We start from the raw sequence: 14,366 nt of genomic DNA on the forward strand, positions 1-14,366 counted from the left end.
CTTAATCAATAACTGTTACCAATTCCGTTAGCGGTTTTCTGACTTTCACCAGGTTAACCAGCCAATCCTTTTCTACATCGCGATAGCCAAGCGGCAGCATAAGCGTGCTTCGCAAGCCTTTTTCGCGCAGCCCAAGCAATTCATCCAAGGCCGCCGGATCAAAACCTTCCATCGGCGTGTGGTCCACCTGCTCGTAGCTGGCCTGGGTAATGGCCGCCATAAAGGCAATGTACGTTTGACGAGCCGTATGCGTAAAATGCTGCTCCTCGGTTTGTTGGCCATACATGTTTAGCAAGAACTGGCGGTAATTTTCCCAACCTTCGTTGCGTGTACCACGAACTTCATTCGTCAGGTCAAACATACGATTGATGCGTTCGGGTGTGTAGCTGTCCCAGGCGGCAAAAACCAGCAGGTGTGAGCCCGAAGTAACTTGAGGCTGATCAAAGGCTATCGCCCGAATCTTCTGCTTCATCTCCTCATTGGTGATCACCAATATCTCAAAGGGTTGTAATCCGCTGGAAGTTGGAGCCAATCGGGCGGCTTCCAAAATGCGTTCGATTTTGTCTTCTGCTACTTTCTCCCCGTTCATCGCTTTGGTAGCATAACGCGTACTTAATTGGTCTAAAAAATCTGTATTCTTCATCGTTTTATTTATTGCTATTGTTCTATCTATTTTGGTGCTTCAGCAAGAGATTAACGCGCTATCAGCACACTATTTTGTATCTTAAAATGAATTACTTCGAATGATTTTCCTGAAGGAATACTTCAGCTGTTAATTGCCCCAATTTATTCGCAGCCATCGGGCTATCGCCAGTCAGCAACTTGCGATCCTGACAGACCTTTCCGCTGGCCGTGCGATTGACTATCTTCATTCCTCGTTCCTTTAACTTTTCGCCAAACAACCAGGGCATTTTTCCCGGCAAATAACCTAAAGCGGGCAACAGTTTATCCATCGAATCCGGGAAAGCAGCCAATTGGTATCCCTTTAAGACAAAGTTTCCCTGAGGCTCCTGCATGCCGGCTGCCAACAAAGCTGCCGGACCATGGCAAATGGAGATCAGGTATTTATCTTCCGCCAAGGCCCACTCAATGACCCGTTTGACATCGGTATTTTGCGGCAATCCCAAAACAGCTCCATGTCCTCCGGGAATAAATACGCCCAGGTAAGGCGAATCTTCGAACAAGCCAGACTCCACAACATCGCGCAGGTCAAGCGGACGGACCAATTGGGCCTTGTTTTGCCGATAGATACGCATCACATGCTCATCCTCTTCGGGCATGGCCCAGTGTTCCAGCTGCAACGGCTTCCCCGTTGGCGTCGCCAAGTCGAAACCAAAGCCAGCCTGCTCCCAGTGCAACAAAGGAACAAATAATTCAACCGGATGATTTCCGGTTTCAAACTGCTTCCCGTTCTGCATGGGCAGAAGCCCCTCTTCTGTTCCGATTACCAGTATCTTCCGATTCTGATCCTCATTCCGGTTTTTATACCTCACCGGTTGATAATCCGTCGTACGCTTAACCGACAGCCTACTGGCTAATCTGGATGGCGTATACCGGTTGTCTCCACTACGTGTTGGAGCCGTTCCTAATAGGTTTTGAATTGTTTTCATTGCTTAACGAATTAACTGAACTTTCATCGACCCAACAAAAGTACCTCATTGGTCATGCATCTTGTTACTCCTGAAAGACCACTTGCTACTCCTAAAAGCTCAAATGGAGCCAATACTTCATGGCATAGACTAACGTATTCCTCGTCGTTCAAAGGGATCAAATCATCGAATACCCCTTGTTTAAAAAGAAGATTAACAACGATGTCCCGCTAAAGTTGATCAAGTTTGTGCTAAGGCTCAACCTGGCTTGGGAGGATGCCAAAATGATTTTTAAACGCTTTGGAAAACTGACTTAAATTAGCATAGCCTAAGATGAACCCGGTCTCGGAAACCGTGTAAGTTCCCTTGGTCAAAATTTCCATCGCCTTGGCCATTTTGTTTTGCAGGTAGTATTGATACGGAGACGTGCCAAACACCTCTTTAAAAAGTCGTTTGAACTTTGTCAGGCTCATGCCGGCCTGCTCCGAAAGTTGCTCCAGCGACACTTCCGTAATCGGGTTGGCATCGATCGACTCACGCACTTTCATCAATTGCTCCAAATCTTTGTGATGAATGTTTGCCTTCGGCGGTGTATTTAAACGTCTCCGCTTTAACTTCACAAACAGGTAATCCAAAATCTGCAGGATGACCGAAATTGAAGTTAAGCGATCAGAATGCCGCAAGTCAATTGATTTAATCAGGTCTGAAAAACGGTAATCCAGGTTTTCGGAGATGTAAATGGGGCTGTTACATTCAAAGAAATTGCACATCCCTGTTTCATCGACCAAAACATTCTCGTTCAACCATTTATGGGTGAACAGCAAATTGAAAATCCGAACCGGCTCATGCGCTTTGACCAGAATTTGCGATTCTGTTGTTGCCGAAGTCAGCAACACATTCATGTTATCAAAGCCTAAAGTAAAGTTGTGCTCTTTCGATTTATGCTGAATTTGTGAGTTCGACAGGTAAAAATCAACCAGAAACAATTCGTTTTTCTGATGAGGAATTCGGTTCAACTGCAGGTCTTCATTCAACTTAAAATCCATTTGTTGCGCCCACAAGCCCTCCTGAACCTTAAAATAAATTGACCGGCCATCGCCCATCTTCGGATCCAAGGTTATCTGATTTTCCTCGATAACCGAAGGAAGTTTCTGGGCCAAAAGCTCATACCACTCTTTGGGATCTGATAACTGATAATATATATTTCTCATTAATCGCTTCTTTCAAACTAATCGTACACGCCCTTTCCGGCTTCACCCAAAACTATACCAGTAAAATCAAACCACAGGGTATGTCCAAAAGGGCATTTGTATTTTTTATCTGACTATAACAACACGTGAGCCGTTCGGGTTCTCCAATTCTATACCTGCGGAGCATTCCCCCTTTCCGGGAAGCTTGAATAAAGAGGTGTTTTTTATATATTTGGCGAACATAAAAAGCAAGTTTCTGTTATTAGAGGCTAAAAGCGATTGCATGAAAAAACTGGTATCCATCGTATTCTCCATCTTCTATTTGACGCTGACCATAGGGCTGGCGGTCAATATGCATTATTGCCAGGGAGCGTTGGAATCAGTCGATTTATATGCCGCCAACGATTCGTGCTGCTGTGGCGATACCGGCCCCGATCAATCGTGCTGCCAGGACGAGGCCCAATTTTTAAAGCTCGACAATGAGCTCCGGCTTGTTTCCAGCCCGCGATTAGACATGCAGCCGCTGGTATTGAGCCTGTTGCCTGCGGAAGAGACCGATCAGGCATTGACGACCGCACCAGCCCCAACCCACAGTCGGGCACTCACGCCCACTCCCCCTTTGGAGCAACCAGCCTGGCTGCTCTTTTGCTCACTCATTTACTACGGGTAGTTCGAAACTGAACCCTTCAACGCGCTGTCATCCGGAAGGATTGACAGCGGATTCAAATTAATCGTATTACAAACAACCAAGGCATCGAACATCCAATTATTGGGTATTTTTTCAGGCAGAACTGACTGTTACCAAGTAGCCGAGCCGGCGCTTTTAAACGGGTAACACCCCTGCTGAAAAGCCCCCAGATATCGGATAAATTGATGGTCTATACCTTGGTTCAAATTCAACTAAATGAAACAGATCATAAAAACATCCTTATTCGTTGTTGCCGTTTTGTGCACCCTCAGCTTATCCGCCAACGAAACCGCCAAAAAGAAGGTAACCACCCTGGAATTTAAGGTTTCCGGCGTATGCCAGATGTGCGAAAAGCGCATTGAAGAAGCCGCCTTAATCAAAGGGGTAAAGCTAGCCCAGTGGGACAAGAAAAAGCAAAAAATTAAAGTCATTTATCGTCCGGATAAAACCGATGAGTTAAGCATTCATAAAGCCATTGCCAAAGCGGGACACGACACCCAAAAGGTAAAGGCAACTGACGAAGCTTACCAAAAGCTGCATGATTGCTGTAAATATCGTGAAGGACAAGCAATTCACTAACAACGAAGGACATGAAGCAGAGAAAATGGTTGCTTTTTCTGCTACTTTTCGCTCCTTACTGGGGATGGGCACAAGCGGCCCCCAACCAGGTAAGCGGGCAGGTAGTGGAAAACAGTGAAGACGGAAAAAAAGAACCGCTTGTTGGTGTGAATGTATACTGGGCCGGAACCACGATGGGCACCAGTTCGAATGCAGCGGGACGCTTTCAGCTCGAACGCACCGCGCAAACCAACCAATTGGTGTTTAGCTATGTGGGTTACCAAAACGATACCCTGACCATTGTGCCGGGAGAAGAGCCGGTGGTTGTTTTGAGCGCCTCGGTGGAGCTGGCTGGTGTGGATGTGGTGAAACGCCAAAAGACCACCACAGTTAGCATGCTTAACTCCATAAAAGTAGAGCAAGTTGGCGAAAAAGAGTTGCTGAAAGCGGCTTGCTGCAACCTCAGCGAGAGCTTTGAAACCAGCCCAAGCATTGATGTTTCGTTTACCGATGCGGTAACCGGCACCCGTCAAATTCAAATGTTGGGTCTGGCAGGCCCTTACGTGCAAATGACCCGCGAGAACATCCCCGATATGCGGGGTTTGTCATCCTTGTATGGTTTGCAGTTCATTCCGGGAACCTGGATTGAAAGCATTCAGCTGAATAAGGGAACCGGATCGGTGGTGAATGGTTATGAAAGCATTGCCGGACAAATTAACGTAGAGTTGCGCAAGCCGGAAGAGGCCGAGCGCCTGTACCTAAACTTGTTTGCCAACACCGAAAGCCGGCTGGAAGCCAACCTGAACCTGGCGCACCGGTTTAAAAACGAGAAATGGTCAACGGCCTTGCTCTTGCATGGCAAAGACAATTCCAGCAAGCTGGATCATAACCACGATGGGTTTATGGATATGCCCATTAGCGACACCTACACCCTTTTGAACCGGTGGAAATATTTCGGGGATGACGGATTGCGCTTTCAGGCCGGGGTAAAAGGAACCACGATGAACAACCAGGGCGGTCAGATGGAGTTTCGTCCGGAAGATGCCCTGACCACCAACGCCTGGGGCATGGACATGAAAATACGTCGGCTGGAAGGCTGGGCCAAACTGGGAAAGGTTTTTGAAGCCTATCCCTGGCGGTCAGTGGGCTTGCAGCTGGCGGGAAGCACGCACAAGCAAGACAGCTACTTTGGCTTAAACCGCTACGATGCCAGACAGCAATCAGGCTATGCGAATTTCGTGTATCAAAGCATTCTGGGAAACACCAGGCATGAGTTTAAAACCGGCCTATCCTTTCAGTACGATCACTTTGATGAGCAGCTGAATGATACCACCTTCAATCGTGAAGAAACGGTGCCCGGAGCCTATTTTGAATACAGCTACCTTCCTTCGGAACAACTTACGGTGGTGGCCGGACTGCGCGCCGATTACCACAACCTGTTCGGCGTTTTTGTCACCCCTCGCCTGCACATTCGCTATGCTCCGTTTGAGCAAACGGTTATTCGTTTGGCTGCAGGGCGCGGGCAACGCACCGCAAGCATCCTGGCTGAAAATACCGGGGTTTTAGCCAGCTCACGTCAGTTGATTTTCCAAGGGCAAAACAACGGAAACCCTTACGGTTTTGGACCAGAGGTAGCCTGGAATTTGGGGCTTAATCTTACCCAAAAATTTATGCTGGATTACCGCGAAGGCGCCGTCAGCATTGACTTTTACCGGACTGACTTTAGCAAGCAGGTGATTCTTGACCTGGAGCAAAGCCCCCAACAAGCCTTGTTTTACGAGCTGAATGGGGAGTCCTACTCCAACAGTTTTCAGGCACAACTGGACTATGAAGTGCTCAGGCGCCTCGATATGCGACTGGCTTACCGCTGGTTCGATGTGAAAACCACCTATGGCGATCAGTTGCTTCAGAAGCCTTTGCAAGCCACACACCGGGCTTTTCTGAATTTTGGCTATGAAACCCAAAACCACTGGAAGCTGGATTACACGCTGAATTGGCAAGGGGAAAAGCGGATTCCCTACACCGGTTCAAATCCTGAAAACTACCGGCTGGCGGGCCATTCGCCTGATTTCTTCCTGATGAATGCTCAGATAAGCAAAACCTGGAATGAGCGATTCGAGCTTTATGTGGGTATGGAAAATCTGGCGGGCTACAAACAGCCCAACCCGATTCTGGCAAGCGATCAACCCTTCAGTCCGTACTTTGACAGCTCACTGGTCTGGGGGCCCATCTTTGGCCGGAAAACCTATTTCGGACTACGATTCAAACTTCATTAAATAACAACAAAGGCCGGAATTCCGAAAGGAGCCGGCCTTTTTGTTTCTTCCACTTTCGGAATTGAAAACTTATTTCCATTCTATTCCTTTTTAATGCATTTTTGCGGCCGAATAGTCATTGAAACACTCAACATGAACAATAAGTACGAAAAACACGCATGTGCCAACTGTGGGCAGCTGATTGAATGCACCCGAAGCATCTCGTGCCAGTGTCAGCAAATAACGATTCCGGAGCCTGCGCAGGACTTTATTGCAGCCAGCTTTGACGGTTGCTTGTGCCTGGCTTGCATCAACAAGATTATTCGCCAGCTGGAAAAGGCATCTTCCTAATCGAATGATAAAGCTTCACTTAGATCAGACGCAAAGCCTGAAGCGCTGGGTCAAACCTGCTAAAAACACAAAAGCACCTCGTTGTGAGGTGCTTTCGCATGATATAGTATTGTAAGGATGCTTACACATTCCTGACTATTCTTAGTCTTCTTTCACTTTATACGGATTCAGGAAAATCAGGAAAAATACAAAAGCGAACGACAATTCATGCAACTCACTTTCCTTCTTCAGCGCAATTAAAAGAACCATTACCGTTGATACAGCCATCAAAACAAGGTGCTGTGTTTTAGGTAGCGGTACACGAAACTGGTTGACCAGTCTTCTGACAAAGGCCACTTTTTTGACCAACAAGTGCGAGAAAACAAAGTAAACGATCAGCACCACAAACATCAAGCGCGAGAAAATCAGGATGTTAATATTTTGTCCGCCAACAATCAGGTTGTGCAAGTTGGTTTCTGCCTGTTTGTTGTGCTCTAAAAAGAACTCGCTGCTTTCAATGCCGAAAATACGCTGTCCCCAGCTAATCTCTTCACCCGCTGCAAAGAAAAATAAGAAAGCCATTGCTCCCCAGGTTAACAGCCAAAGTGGTTTTTTCAGCGTGCGGTACTGATAAACGCGGTAAATGCCAATGAAGCTGCAGAAAAGCAAAAATATTGCCGTAGGATACTCTACCGGGCCATCTTCCCGAACAAAGTCCCAGAAAGCTTCATGACTAACAAAGTGCCCCAGGTAATACCCATAAGCAATAAAAATAAGCAGTAGACTGCCCACCGCAATCTCAACACTTGTAATAAGTTTTCTTGTTTCCATTTTAATTATCTGCTAAAAATTAGAGTTCTTTTTGGTTTTCAGGCTTTAATCGCGTTCAAAATTCCCAGCGTCCAATTCTCTTGAACAGAATTTTAATCCGAGAAAAGCCATCGACAAAAATATTACAATTATTCAGAGTAAAAAAGAAAGAGCTATTCTTTAGGGTCCGGTTAAAGTCATAGCCTGTTGCCAGCTATCGCTCCTGCGCCTGGCAAACCCATAATCACTTGTTTCCTCGTTCCCTTTGTGGGACAAAACATCAAACGCTAGCTACCTGACAAATAACAAAAAAGTTGATGCGACAATGATTTTTTTGGTCTAACGGTTTTCCGTTTCAAGCAAACACATTACCTTTGTTCGTCAATCTACGAACATGAAATCATGAAAGAGAACCAGGTATTTACCGATGAGCAAGTGCAACTTGCCCGCTTTGCCAAAGCCATGGGGCATCCGGTAAGACTTTATGTACTGGAATTGCTGAACAGCCAAGCCTGTTGTTACAGTGGCGATTTATCCGAAGTGTTGCCCATTGCCAAATCAACCCTTTCGCAACATTTGAAAGAGCTGAAAGAGGCCGGCCTCATTCAAGGCGAAACCGAAGCACCCAAGGTGAAGTATTGCATCAACCGGGAAAACTGGCTCAAAGCGCAGGATTTGTTTCAAAAATTAATGAATCGATAAAAAATTTAGTCTGATCGTTCGTATTTCCACGAACACCAGACATTAACAATTAGAACAAATGGATTTTCAAAGTTTAAAACCAGTTCAACTGGAAATTAAAGTGCTGGGAACAGGTTGCGCTAAGTGCAGAGCCCTGGAAAAAGCAACCCGCGAAGCCGTTGCTGAAAGCGGCATCAACGCTACGGTAACCAAAGTAGAAGATATTGTAGAGATCATGAATCTGGGTGTCATGAGAACCCCTGCTCTAATGATTAATGGTATCGTCAAAATCAAAGGAAAGGTGCCCGGTGTTTCTGAACTAAAAACCTTATTGGAACAACAAATACAAACAAAATGAAACAACTAGCCCTTATTTTACTTATCACCCTGGGAGGCGGACTGCTGGTCGCCAATGCGCAATGTTGCAAACCTCAACTGGCTGAAAAAGCCAATCAGCAAACGGCAGTGACACCACAAGCCGACAAAAGCGAAGTGAAAGCCTATTACTTTCATGCTACCCGGCGATGCGCCACCTGCGAAGCGGTTGAAAAAGTTACCCGGGAAGCATTGAAAGCCTATTATGGCGACCAGGTGAAACTTCAATCCATCGATCGCGAGAAAGACAGCAAAAACCCCTTACTCAAAAAATACAAGATAAGCGGACAAACCTTGCTGATCGTGAAAGGCGACCAGGTAGAAAACCTGACCAACACGGCTTTTCTGAATGCGCGCACCAAGCCGGAGAAACTGAAAGCCAAACTCAAGGAGACCATCGACTCAATGAATTAAGCTCATGGAATTATTGCAAAATCTGCTGGAAAACGCACAATTCCCCTTGCTGTCGGCCTTTCTGTTGGGACTGATGACAGCCATCAGCCCCTGCCCTTTGGCGACAAACATTACAGCCATTGGGTATATCAGCAAGGATTTGGAGAACCGGAAAACCGTTTTTTACAACGGGCTCATCTACACCCTTGGACGAGCCATCTCCTACTCCGCCCTTGGACTGCTTTTATTCATTGGTGCCGAACAGTTTCAGCTGGAAGGCTTCTTTCAGAGCTGGGGCGAAAAGCTACTGGGGCCCCTGCTCGTTCTTATTGGCTTAGTGATGCTTGGTGTGTTCAACTTTATCCGCATTCCGGGGCTTGGAGCACTTTCTGACCGTATGGAAGCCAAGGTGCACAAAAGTTTTTGGAGCGTTTTACTACTCGGAATGGTCTTTGCCTTGGCTTTTTGTCCTTACAGTGGCGTGCTTTATTTCGGCATGCTTATTCCCATGACCATCAGCAGTGCCTCCGGGCTGTATCTGCCATTAATATTTGCTCTGGGCACAGGGATTCCGGTCATTATCTTTGCCTGGCTCATTGCCTTTTCCATAGGCTCGCTCGGAAGTGTTTACAACAGAATGAAGATCGTTGAGACCTGGTTTCGCCGCTTGGTAGCCGTCTTATTCATTGGCGTGGGTAGCTACTATACCTGGGCACTGTTTCTATAAAAAAATTTGAATCTATTGTTCGTAGATCGGCGAACTACTTATACGTTAATTTCAATGCAAACAAATAAAAAAATAAAGCTGATTGCTGCTATCGTACTCATCCTGCCGTTGCTGGGAGGGCTGTATTACTTTCTTCAACCCCTTGTCAATTACCTGACTTACGATTTATTCGGCTTGCAGGCTGAAACGCACCTTGGGGCAGCCATCAACTTTTTCATTTACGACACCATCAAAATACTGATCCTCCTATTTCTGATCAGTTCCCTTATGGGCTTAGTCAATGCCTATTTCCCCATCGAACGCCTGCGCGATTATTTGACGACCAAAAAGCTATATGGGCTTCAATACCTGCTGGCCTCTGTTTTTGGAGCCATCACGCCCTTTTGCTCCTGCTCTTCCATCCCGCTGTTCATCGGATTTGTAAAGGGAGGTATTCCGCTGGGCGTTACCCTGGCCTTTTTAATTACTTCACCGTTGGTTAATGAAGTTGCTGTAGCGATGTTTTTGGGGCTGTTCGGCATTAAAGCCACCCTGATTTATGCCATCAGTGGGATTCTGTTGGGAACGGTTGGCGGTTTTATCCTGGGCAAACTGAAGCTGGATGCTTACCTCAGCGACTGGGTGAAAGAGATTCAAGCCACTTCGGAGCAGGAAGCAGCCCAGTGGGAAGAAGACCAAACACCTTTCATCGACAGGCTGCCAAGCATTATCCGCGAAGGCTGGGACATTGTGCGCAAGGTGCTGGTGTATGTCCTGATTGGTATTGCCATTGGAGCCGGCATGCATGGTTATGTGCCGGAGAATTTCTTCACCGAATTTCTGTCGGCCGACAAGTGGTATGCGGTGCCCTTAGCCGTTATATTTGCGGTGCCCATGTATGCCAATGCGGCTGGCATTGTTCCGGTCATTCAGGTGTTTGTGGCCAAAGGTGTTCCGCTGGGAACCGGCATTGCCTTTATGATGGCTGTGGTTGGCCTGTCGCTGCCCGAAGCCACCTTGCTCAAAAAAGTCATGAAGTGGAAGCTTATTGGCATCTTCTTCGGAACAATTACCGTATTCATTATTGCACTTGGCTATCTGTTTAACTGGATTTTGTAAGTTATTTAAAAACCATAAAATCAATTCATCATGAAAACGAAGTCATTGGGTTTTATCGGTGGTGGCCGGATCACCAACATTATCCTGAAAGCCTTTACCAATTTCGACGAAGTTTTTGACGAGGTGGTCGTTTATGACACCCAACCGGAAGCGGTCGAGAAATTGAGAGAACAATTTCACTTTGTTCATGACGGCGATTTACTGCAGGCGGCAAGCCAGCCCATTGTTTTTATCGCCCTTCATCCCCCGGCAATTATGGAAACCCTGGAGCAAATCAAAGAAGTTGTTGGCAAGAACACGGTAGTCATTTCGCTGGCTCCCAAAATCACCCTTGCCCAACTGGCTTCAAAGCTGAATACCCGGCTGCTGGCGCGGATGATTCCCAATGCCACCTCCTACAACAACGATGGGTTTAACCCCATCGCCTTTGAGGAAACCCTTGAAAAAGCAGACCGCAAAAAGATCAAGCGGTTTCTGAATATCCTCGGAAAAACCTTTATAACCGAAGAAAGCAAGCTCGAAAGTTATGCCGTAGTTTCGGCCATGCTGCCCACCTACTTCTGGTTTCAATGGCAAACCATGCAGGACATCGCCGAACAAACCGGCCTGTCGAAAGAGGAAGCCAACCGGGCTATTCGCGCTTCGTTGAAAAAGGCGCTCCGCTTGTATTTCGATGCCGGATTGACGCCCGAAGAAGTGATGGATCTGATTCCGGTGAAACCGCTTGGCGAGCACGAAGCCGCAATCAAATCGATGTATCAAACCAAACTCATGGGGTTGTTTGAAAAGATCAAATCCTGAAGCCAAAAAGTTTAATCGAAACTTAATGACGTAAAAATACGACCAACTTCATTACGTCGTATATTTGCGTCATTAAAATCATGCAGCAATGACAAAAGTTACTTTGTTTGATCAGGAACTTCAGGAAACAGCAGCCATCTATAAGGCGCTGGGACACCCTGCCCGCTTGGCCATTTTAAACTATCTGGCCGAAACGAGGCAATGCATCTCCGGCGATATTTCGGATGAACTGCCCCTAAGCCGCACCACCGTTCATCAGCATTTAAAGGAGCTGAAAAAGCTGGGGCTCATTCAAGGTGAAATTCACGGCGTAAAAACCAGTTACTGCCTGAATACCAAAAAAATTCAACATGTACGAGAAAAGCTCAATGGCTTTCTTGACGAACTTGGCAGTTGCTCGGCTCCCAATTGCCAACCAAAGGAACCGACACCAATGGAAGGGCCAAAAACAAAAAACATACAACAAGTAAACGAACATCAATAAAGATAAATAGTAGAATACCCGGACAAAAGCGTAGCCGATAAACCCCAATGCAAGGTCTGACGCATAAATCCAGGGTCCAATTTTAAAGGTATGAAAGTATTAATTCTGTGCACAGGCAATAGCTGCCGGAGCCAAATGGCTCATGGCTTTTTACAATCGTTTAACCCCGAACTGACAGTATGTTCTGCAGGAACTGAAGCTTCCGGAAAACTGAACCAGCAGGCCGTAGCCGCCATGAAAGAGATCGGACTGGACATCAGTCACCACACGTCCGATTCGGTTGAAAAATACCTGAATGATGAGTGGGACTATGTCATTACCGTTTGCGGTGGCGCCAACGAAAGCTGCCCGGCCTTTACCGGCAAAGTCAAGCATCGTTTGCACATTGGCTTCGACGACCCTTCGCACGCGGTGGGCACCGACGAATTTATTTGGAGCGAATTTATCCGGGTGCGGGATGAGATCAAAGAACGTTTTTGGAAATTTTATACCGAAGAAGTTAAACCTCAGTTATGAAAGCCGAAGATTTAAAACGCGTGGTGAAGGAAAAGTATGGCAGCATTGCCAACCAAAGCCTTCTGACCACTCAAACGGGTTGCTGTAGCGGAACAAGCTGCTGTGGCGAACTCGAATTTAGCATGATTGGCGATGAATACCAAAACGTTTCCGGCTACAACCAGGAGGCAGACCTGGGCCTGGGATGTGGTCTTCCAACGGAATTTGCCGGTATCGAAAAAGGCAACCGGGTGCTCGACCTGGGTTCCGGAGCAGGAAACGACTGCTTTGTTGCCCGCAGCCTGGTGGGCGAAGAAGGTACGGTTACCGGAATCGACTTCACGGAAGCCATGATCCAAAAGGCCCGTCAGAACCTGGCCAAAACCGGATTTAAAAACATTGACTTCATCCTGGGCGATATCGAAAACATGCCACTGGAAGCCAATACCTTCGATGTGGTCATCAGCAACTGTGTGCTGAACCTGGTGCCGGACAAGTTTAAAGCCTTCTCCGAAATTTACCGGGTTTTAAAGCCCGGAGGTCATTTTTGCATTTCAGATGTGGTGATCACCGGCACGCTGCCCGACAAGTTAAAGGAAGCCGCTGAGCTTTATGCCGGCTGCGTTGCTGGCGCTTTGCCATTCGACGATTACCTGACCATCATCCGCCAGCAAGGTTTTAGCCAGCCGGAGGTGAAAAAACAAAAGAAAATTGAAATTCCGGAAGACGTCCTGTTGAAATACCTCAGCAAGGAGGAGTTGGAAGACTACCAATCGGACAACCATGGAATATTCAGCATTACCCTAAACGCTTCAAAATAAAGCACAAGATCAACATTCATGACGCAAACGAAAAAACAAATCGGCTTCTTCGAAAAATACCTCACCATCTGGGTGGCCTTATGCATCGGAGCCGGCATTCTTATTGGAAATTTTGCAGGCGAAAGTGTGGCTGTTTTAAGCCGGTGGGAAGTGTTTAAAGTGAATATTCCGGTAGCTATCCTGGTTTGGCTGATGATTTACCCCATGATGCTGCAGGTGGACTTTTCGAGTATCAAAAATGTGGGGAGACGCCCCAAAGGCCTGCTGCTGACATTGGTGATCAACTGGCTGATTAAGCCTTTTACTATGGCCTTTTTTGCCTGGATTTTCTTTTCCAAAATCTATGCAGCCTTTATCAGTCCCGAGCTGGCCGGCGAGTACATTGCCGGAGCCATTTTGCTGGGTGCTGCACCATGTACCGCCATGGTTTTTGTGTGGAGCTACCTCACCGATGGCGATCCCAACTACACCCTGGTACAGGTATCGGTCAACGACCTGATTATTTTGGTGGCCTTTGTCCCGATTGTGGGCTTTTTGCTGGGCATTACCAATGTGCAGGTTCCCTACGACACATTGGTGGCCAGTGTCCTCATCTTTGTGGTTATTCCACTGCTTGCCGGTTATCTTACGCACAAGGTTCTCATCCGCCGGAAAGGAGAAGCCTGGTTTAAATCGGTGCTTCTGCCTCAGTTCAAACCGGTTTCCATTGTGGCCTTACTGCTCACCTTGATTTTGCTTTTTGCTTTTCAGGGAGAAACCATTACGGCTAACCCGCTAATCATTTTGCTGGTCGCCATTCCGCTGATCATTCAAACGTACTTTATCTTTTTTGTGGCCTGGCTTGGCGGACGCAAGTTAAAGCTGCCTCACGCCATCTGTTCGCCGGCTGCCATGATTGGTGCCAGCAACTTTTTCGAGCTGGCCGTGGCGGTAGCCATTGCGCTGTTTGGGCTGCAGTCGCCAGCAGCTTTAGTTACCGTGGTCGGTGTTTTGGTCGAAGTTCCGGTAATGCTTTCCCTGGTGGCTCTGGCCAACAAATGGCGTTACTAAACTTTTGCGCTCCTCCCCTGT

General features: G+C 47.0%; 18 protein-coding genes. 14 read left to right on the plus strand and 4 right to left on the minus strand.

Annotated elements, in window-relative coordinates; genetic code table 11:
• Position 1: 1 nt before the first annotated feature.
• The 3 genes from Q1A18_RS16095 to Q1A18_RS16105 all read right to left on the minus strand — a co-directional run bounded on the left by Q1A18_RS16095 (position 2) and on the right by Q1A18_RS16105 (position 2,800).
• Entirely contained in the window at positions 2 to 643 is a 642-nt protein-coding gene (locus tag Q1A18_RS16095) for an NAD(P)H-dependent oxidoreductase (RefSeq protein ID WP_299582916.1), read from the minus strand.
• A 91-nt stretch (positions 644 to 734) separates the two neighbouring features.
• A complete protein-coding gene (locus Q1A18_RS16100; protein WP_299582919.1) occupies positions 735 to 1,610 on the minus strand; it encodes a DJ-1/PfpI family protein in 876 nt (291 codons plus the stop codon).
• Positions 1,611 to 1,840: 230 nt separating this feature from the next.
• Positions 1,841 to 2,800 carry an AraC family transcriptional regulator gene (locus Q1A18_RS16105; RefSeq protein ID WP_299582922.1) on the minus strand — a complete coding sequence of 320 codons (960 nt, stop codon included), beginning with the start codon at positions 2,798 to 2,800 and terminating at the stop codon, positions 1,841 to 1,843.
• 196 nt (positions 2,801 to 2,996) lie between these two features.
• Here Q1A18_RS16105 and Q1A18_RS16110 point away from each other — a divergent pair, with 196 nt between their 5' ends.
• The 4 genes from Q1A18_RS16110 to Q1A18_RS16125 all read left to right on the plus strand — a co-directional run bounded on the left by Q1A18_RS16110 (position 2,997) and on the right by Q1A18_RS16125 (position 6,631).
• Positions 2,997 to 3,449, plus strand: coding sequence for a hypothetical protein (locus Q1A18_RS16110; protein WP_299582925.1), 453 nt, complete (start codon positions 2,997 to 2,999; stop codon positions 3,447 to 3,449).
• Positions 3,450 to 3,683: 234 nt separating this feature from the next.
• Positions 3,684 to 4,046: a heavy-metal-associated domain-containing protein gene (locus tag Q1A18_RS16115; RefSeq protein WP_299582928.1), complete on the plus strand. Its 363-nt coding sequence runs from the start codon at positions 3,684 to 3,686 to the stop codon at positions 4,044 to 4,046.
• A gap of 11 nt (positions 4,047 to 4,057) precedes the next feature.
• Positions 4,058 to 6,301, plus strand: coding sequence for a TonB-dependent receptor (locus Q1A18_RS16120; RefSeq protein WP_299582931.1), 2,244 nt, complete (start codon positions 4,058 to 4,060; stop codon positions 6,299 to 6,301).
• A 132-nt stretch (positions 6,302 to 6,433) separates the two neighbouring features.
• Positions 6,434 to 6,631, plus strand: coding sequence for a cysteine-rich CWC family protein (locus Q1A18_RS16125; RefSeq protein WP_299582934.1), 198 nt, complete (start codon positions 6,434 to 6,436; stop codon positions 6,629 to 6,631).
• A gap of 141 nt (positions 6,632 to 6,772) precedes the next feature.
• Here Q1A18_RS16125 and Q1A18_RS16130 read toward each other — a convergent pair whose 3' ends face one another.
• Positions 6,773 to 7,441, minus strand: a complete 669-nt coding sequence (locus Q1A18_RS16130) for a hypothetical protein (RefSeq protein WP_299582937.1) — start codon at positions 7,439 to 7,441, stop codon at positions 6,773 to 6,775.
• 381 nt (positions 7,442 to 7,822) lie between these two features.
• On the opposite strand from Q1A18_RS16130, the gene Q1A18_RS16135 reads away from it, so the two are divergent.
• The 10 genes from Q1A18_RS16135 to arsB all read left to right on the plus strand — a co-directional run bounded on the left by Q1A18_RS16135 (position 7,823) and on the right by arsB (position 14,345).
• The gene (locus Q1A18_RS16135; RefSeq protein ID WP_299582940.1) at positions 7,823 to 8,122 is read left to right on the plus strand and encodes a metalloregulator ArsR/SmtB family transcription factor; all 300 of its coding nucleotides are present in this window, start codon (positions 7,823 to 7,825) and stop codon (positions 8,120 to 8,122) included.
• A 58-nt stretch (positions 8,123 to 8,180) separates the two neighbouring features.
• Positions 8,181 to 8,459, plus strand: a complete 279-nt coding sequence (locus tag Q1A18_RS16140) for a thioredoxin family protein (RefSeq protein WP_299582943.1) — start codon at positions 8,181 to 8,183, stop codon at positions 8,457 to 8,459.
• Positions 8,456 to 8,890, plus strand: coding sequence for a nitrophenyl compound nitroreductase subunit ArsF family protein (locus Q1A18_RS16145; protein WP_299582946.1), 435 nt, complete (start codon positions 8,456 to 8,458; stop codon positions 8,888 to 8,890). Before Q1A18_RS16140 ends, Q1A18_RS16145 begins: the two co-directional genes overlap by 4 nt.
• Positions 8,891 to 8,894: 4 nt before the next feature.
• Entirely contained in the window at positions 8,895 to 9,596 is a 702-nt protein-coding gene (locus tag Q1A18_RS16150; protein ID WP_299582949.1) for an aromatic aminobenezylarsenical efflux permease ArsG family transporter, read from the plus strand.
• A gap of 54 nt (positions 9,597 to 9,650) precedes the next feature.
• Positions 9,651 to 10,694, plus strand: coding sequence for a permease (locus Q1A18_RS16155; protein WP_299582952.1), 1,044 nt, complete (start codon positions 9,651 to 9,653; stop codon positions 10,692 to 10,694).
• A gap of 30 nt (positions 10,695 to 10,724) precedes the next feature.
• Positions 10,725 to 11,495 carry an NAD(P)-binding domain-containing protein gene (locus Q1A18_RS16160; protein WP_299582955.1) on the plus strand — a complete coding sequence of 257 codons (771 nt, stop codon included), beginning with the start codon at positions 10,725 to 10,727 and terminating at the stop codon, positions 11,493 to 11,495.
• An 88-nt stretch (positions 11,496 to 11,583) separates the two neighbouring features.
• Positions 11,584 to 11,979, plus strand: a complete 396-nt coding sequence (locus Q1A18_RS16165) for a winged helix-turn-helix domain-containing protein (RefSeq protein WP_299582958.1) — start codon at positions 11,584 to 11,586, stop codon at positions 11,977 to 11,979.
• Positions 11,980 to 12,069: 90 nt separating this feature from the next.
• Positions 12,070 to 12,495, plus strand: coding sequence for an arsenate reductase ArsC (locus tag Q1A18_RS16170; protein WP_299582961.1), 426 nt, complete (start codon positions 12,070 to 12,072; stop codon positions 12,493 to 12,495).
• Positions 12,492 to 13,295, plus strand: coding sequence for an arsenite methyltransferase (gene arsM / locus Q1A18_RS16175; RefSeq protein WP_299582964.1), 804 nt, complete (start codon positions 12,492 to 12,494; stop codon positions 13,293 to 13,295). The genes Q1A18_RS16170 and arsM overlap by 4 nt, the downstream gene beginning before the upstream one ends.
• 18 nt (positions 13,296 to 13,313) lie before the next feature.
• Positions 13,314 to 14,345, plus strand: a complete 1,032-nt coding sequence (arsB, locus tag Q1A18_RS16180; RefSeq protein WP_299582967.1) for an ACR3 family arsenite efflux transporter — start codon at positions 13,314 to 13,316, stop codon at positions 14,343 to 14,345.
• Positions 14,346 to 14,366: the final 21 nt, after the last annotated feature.

It is taken from the genome of uncultured Sunxiuqinia sp., from assembly GCF_947495665.1.
In the GTDB taxonomy this organism is placed as follows: Bacteria; Bacteroidota; Bacteroidia; order Bacteroidales; family Prolixibacteraceae; genus Sunxiuqinia; species Sunxiuqinia rutila.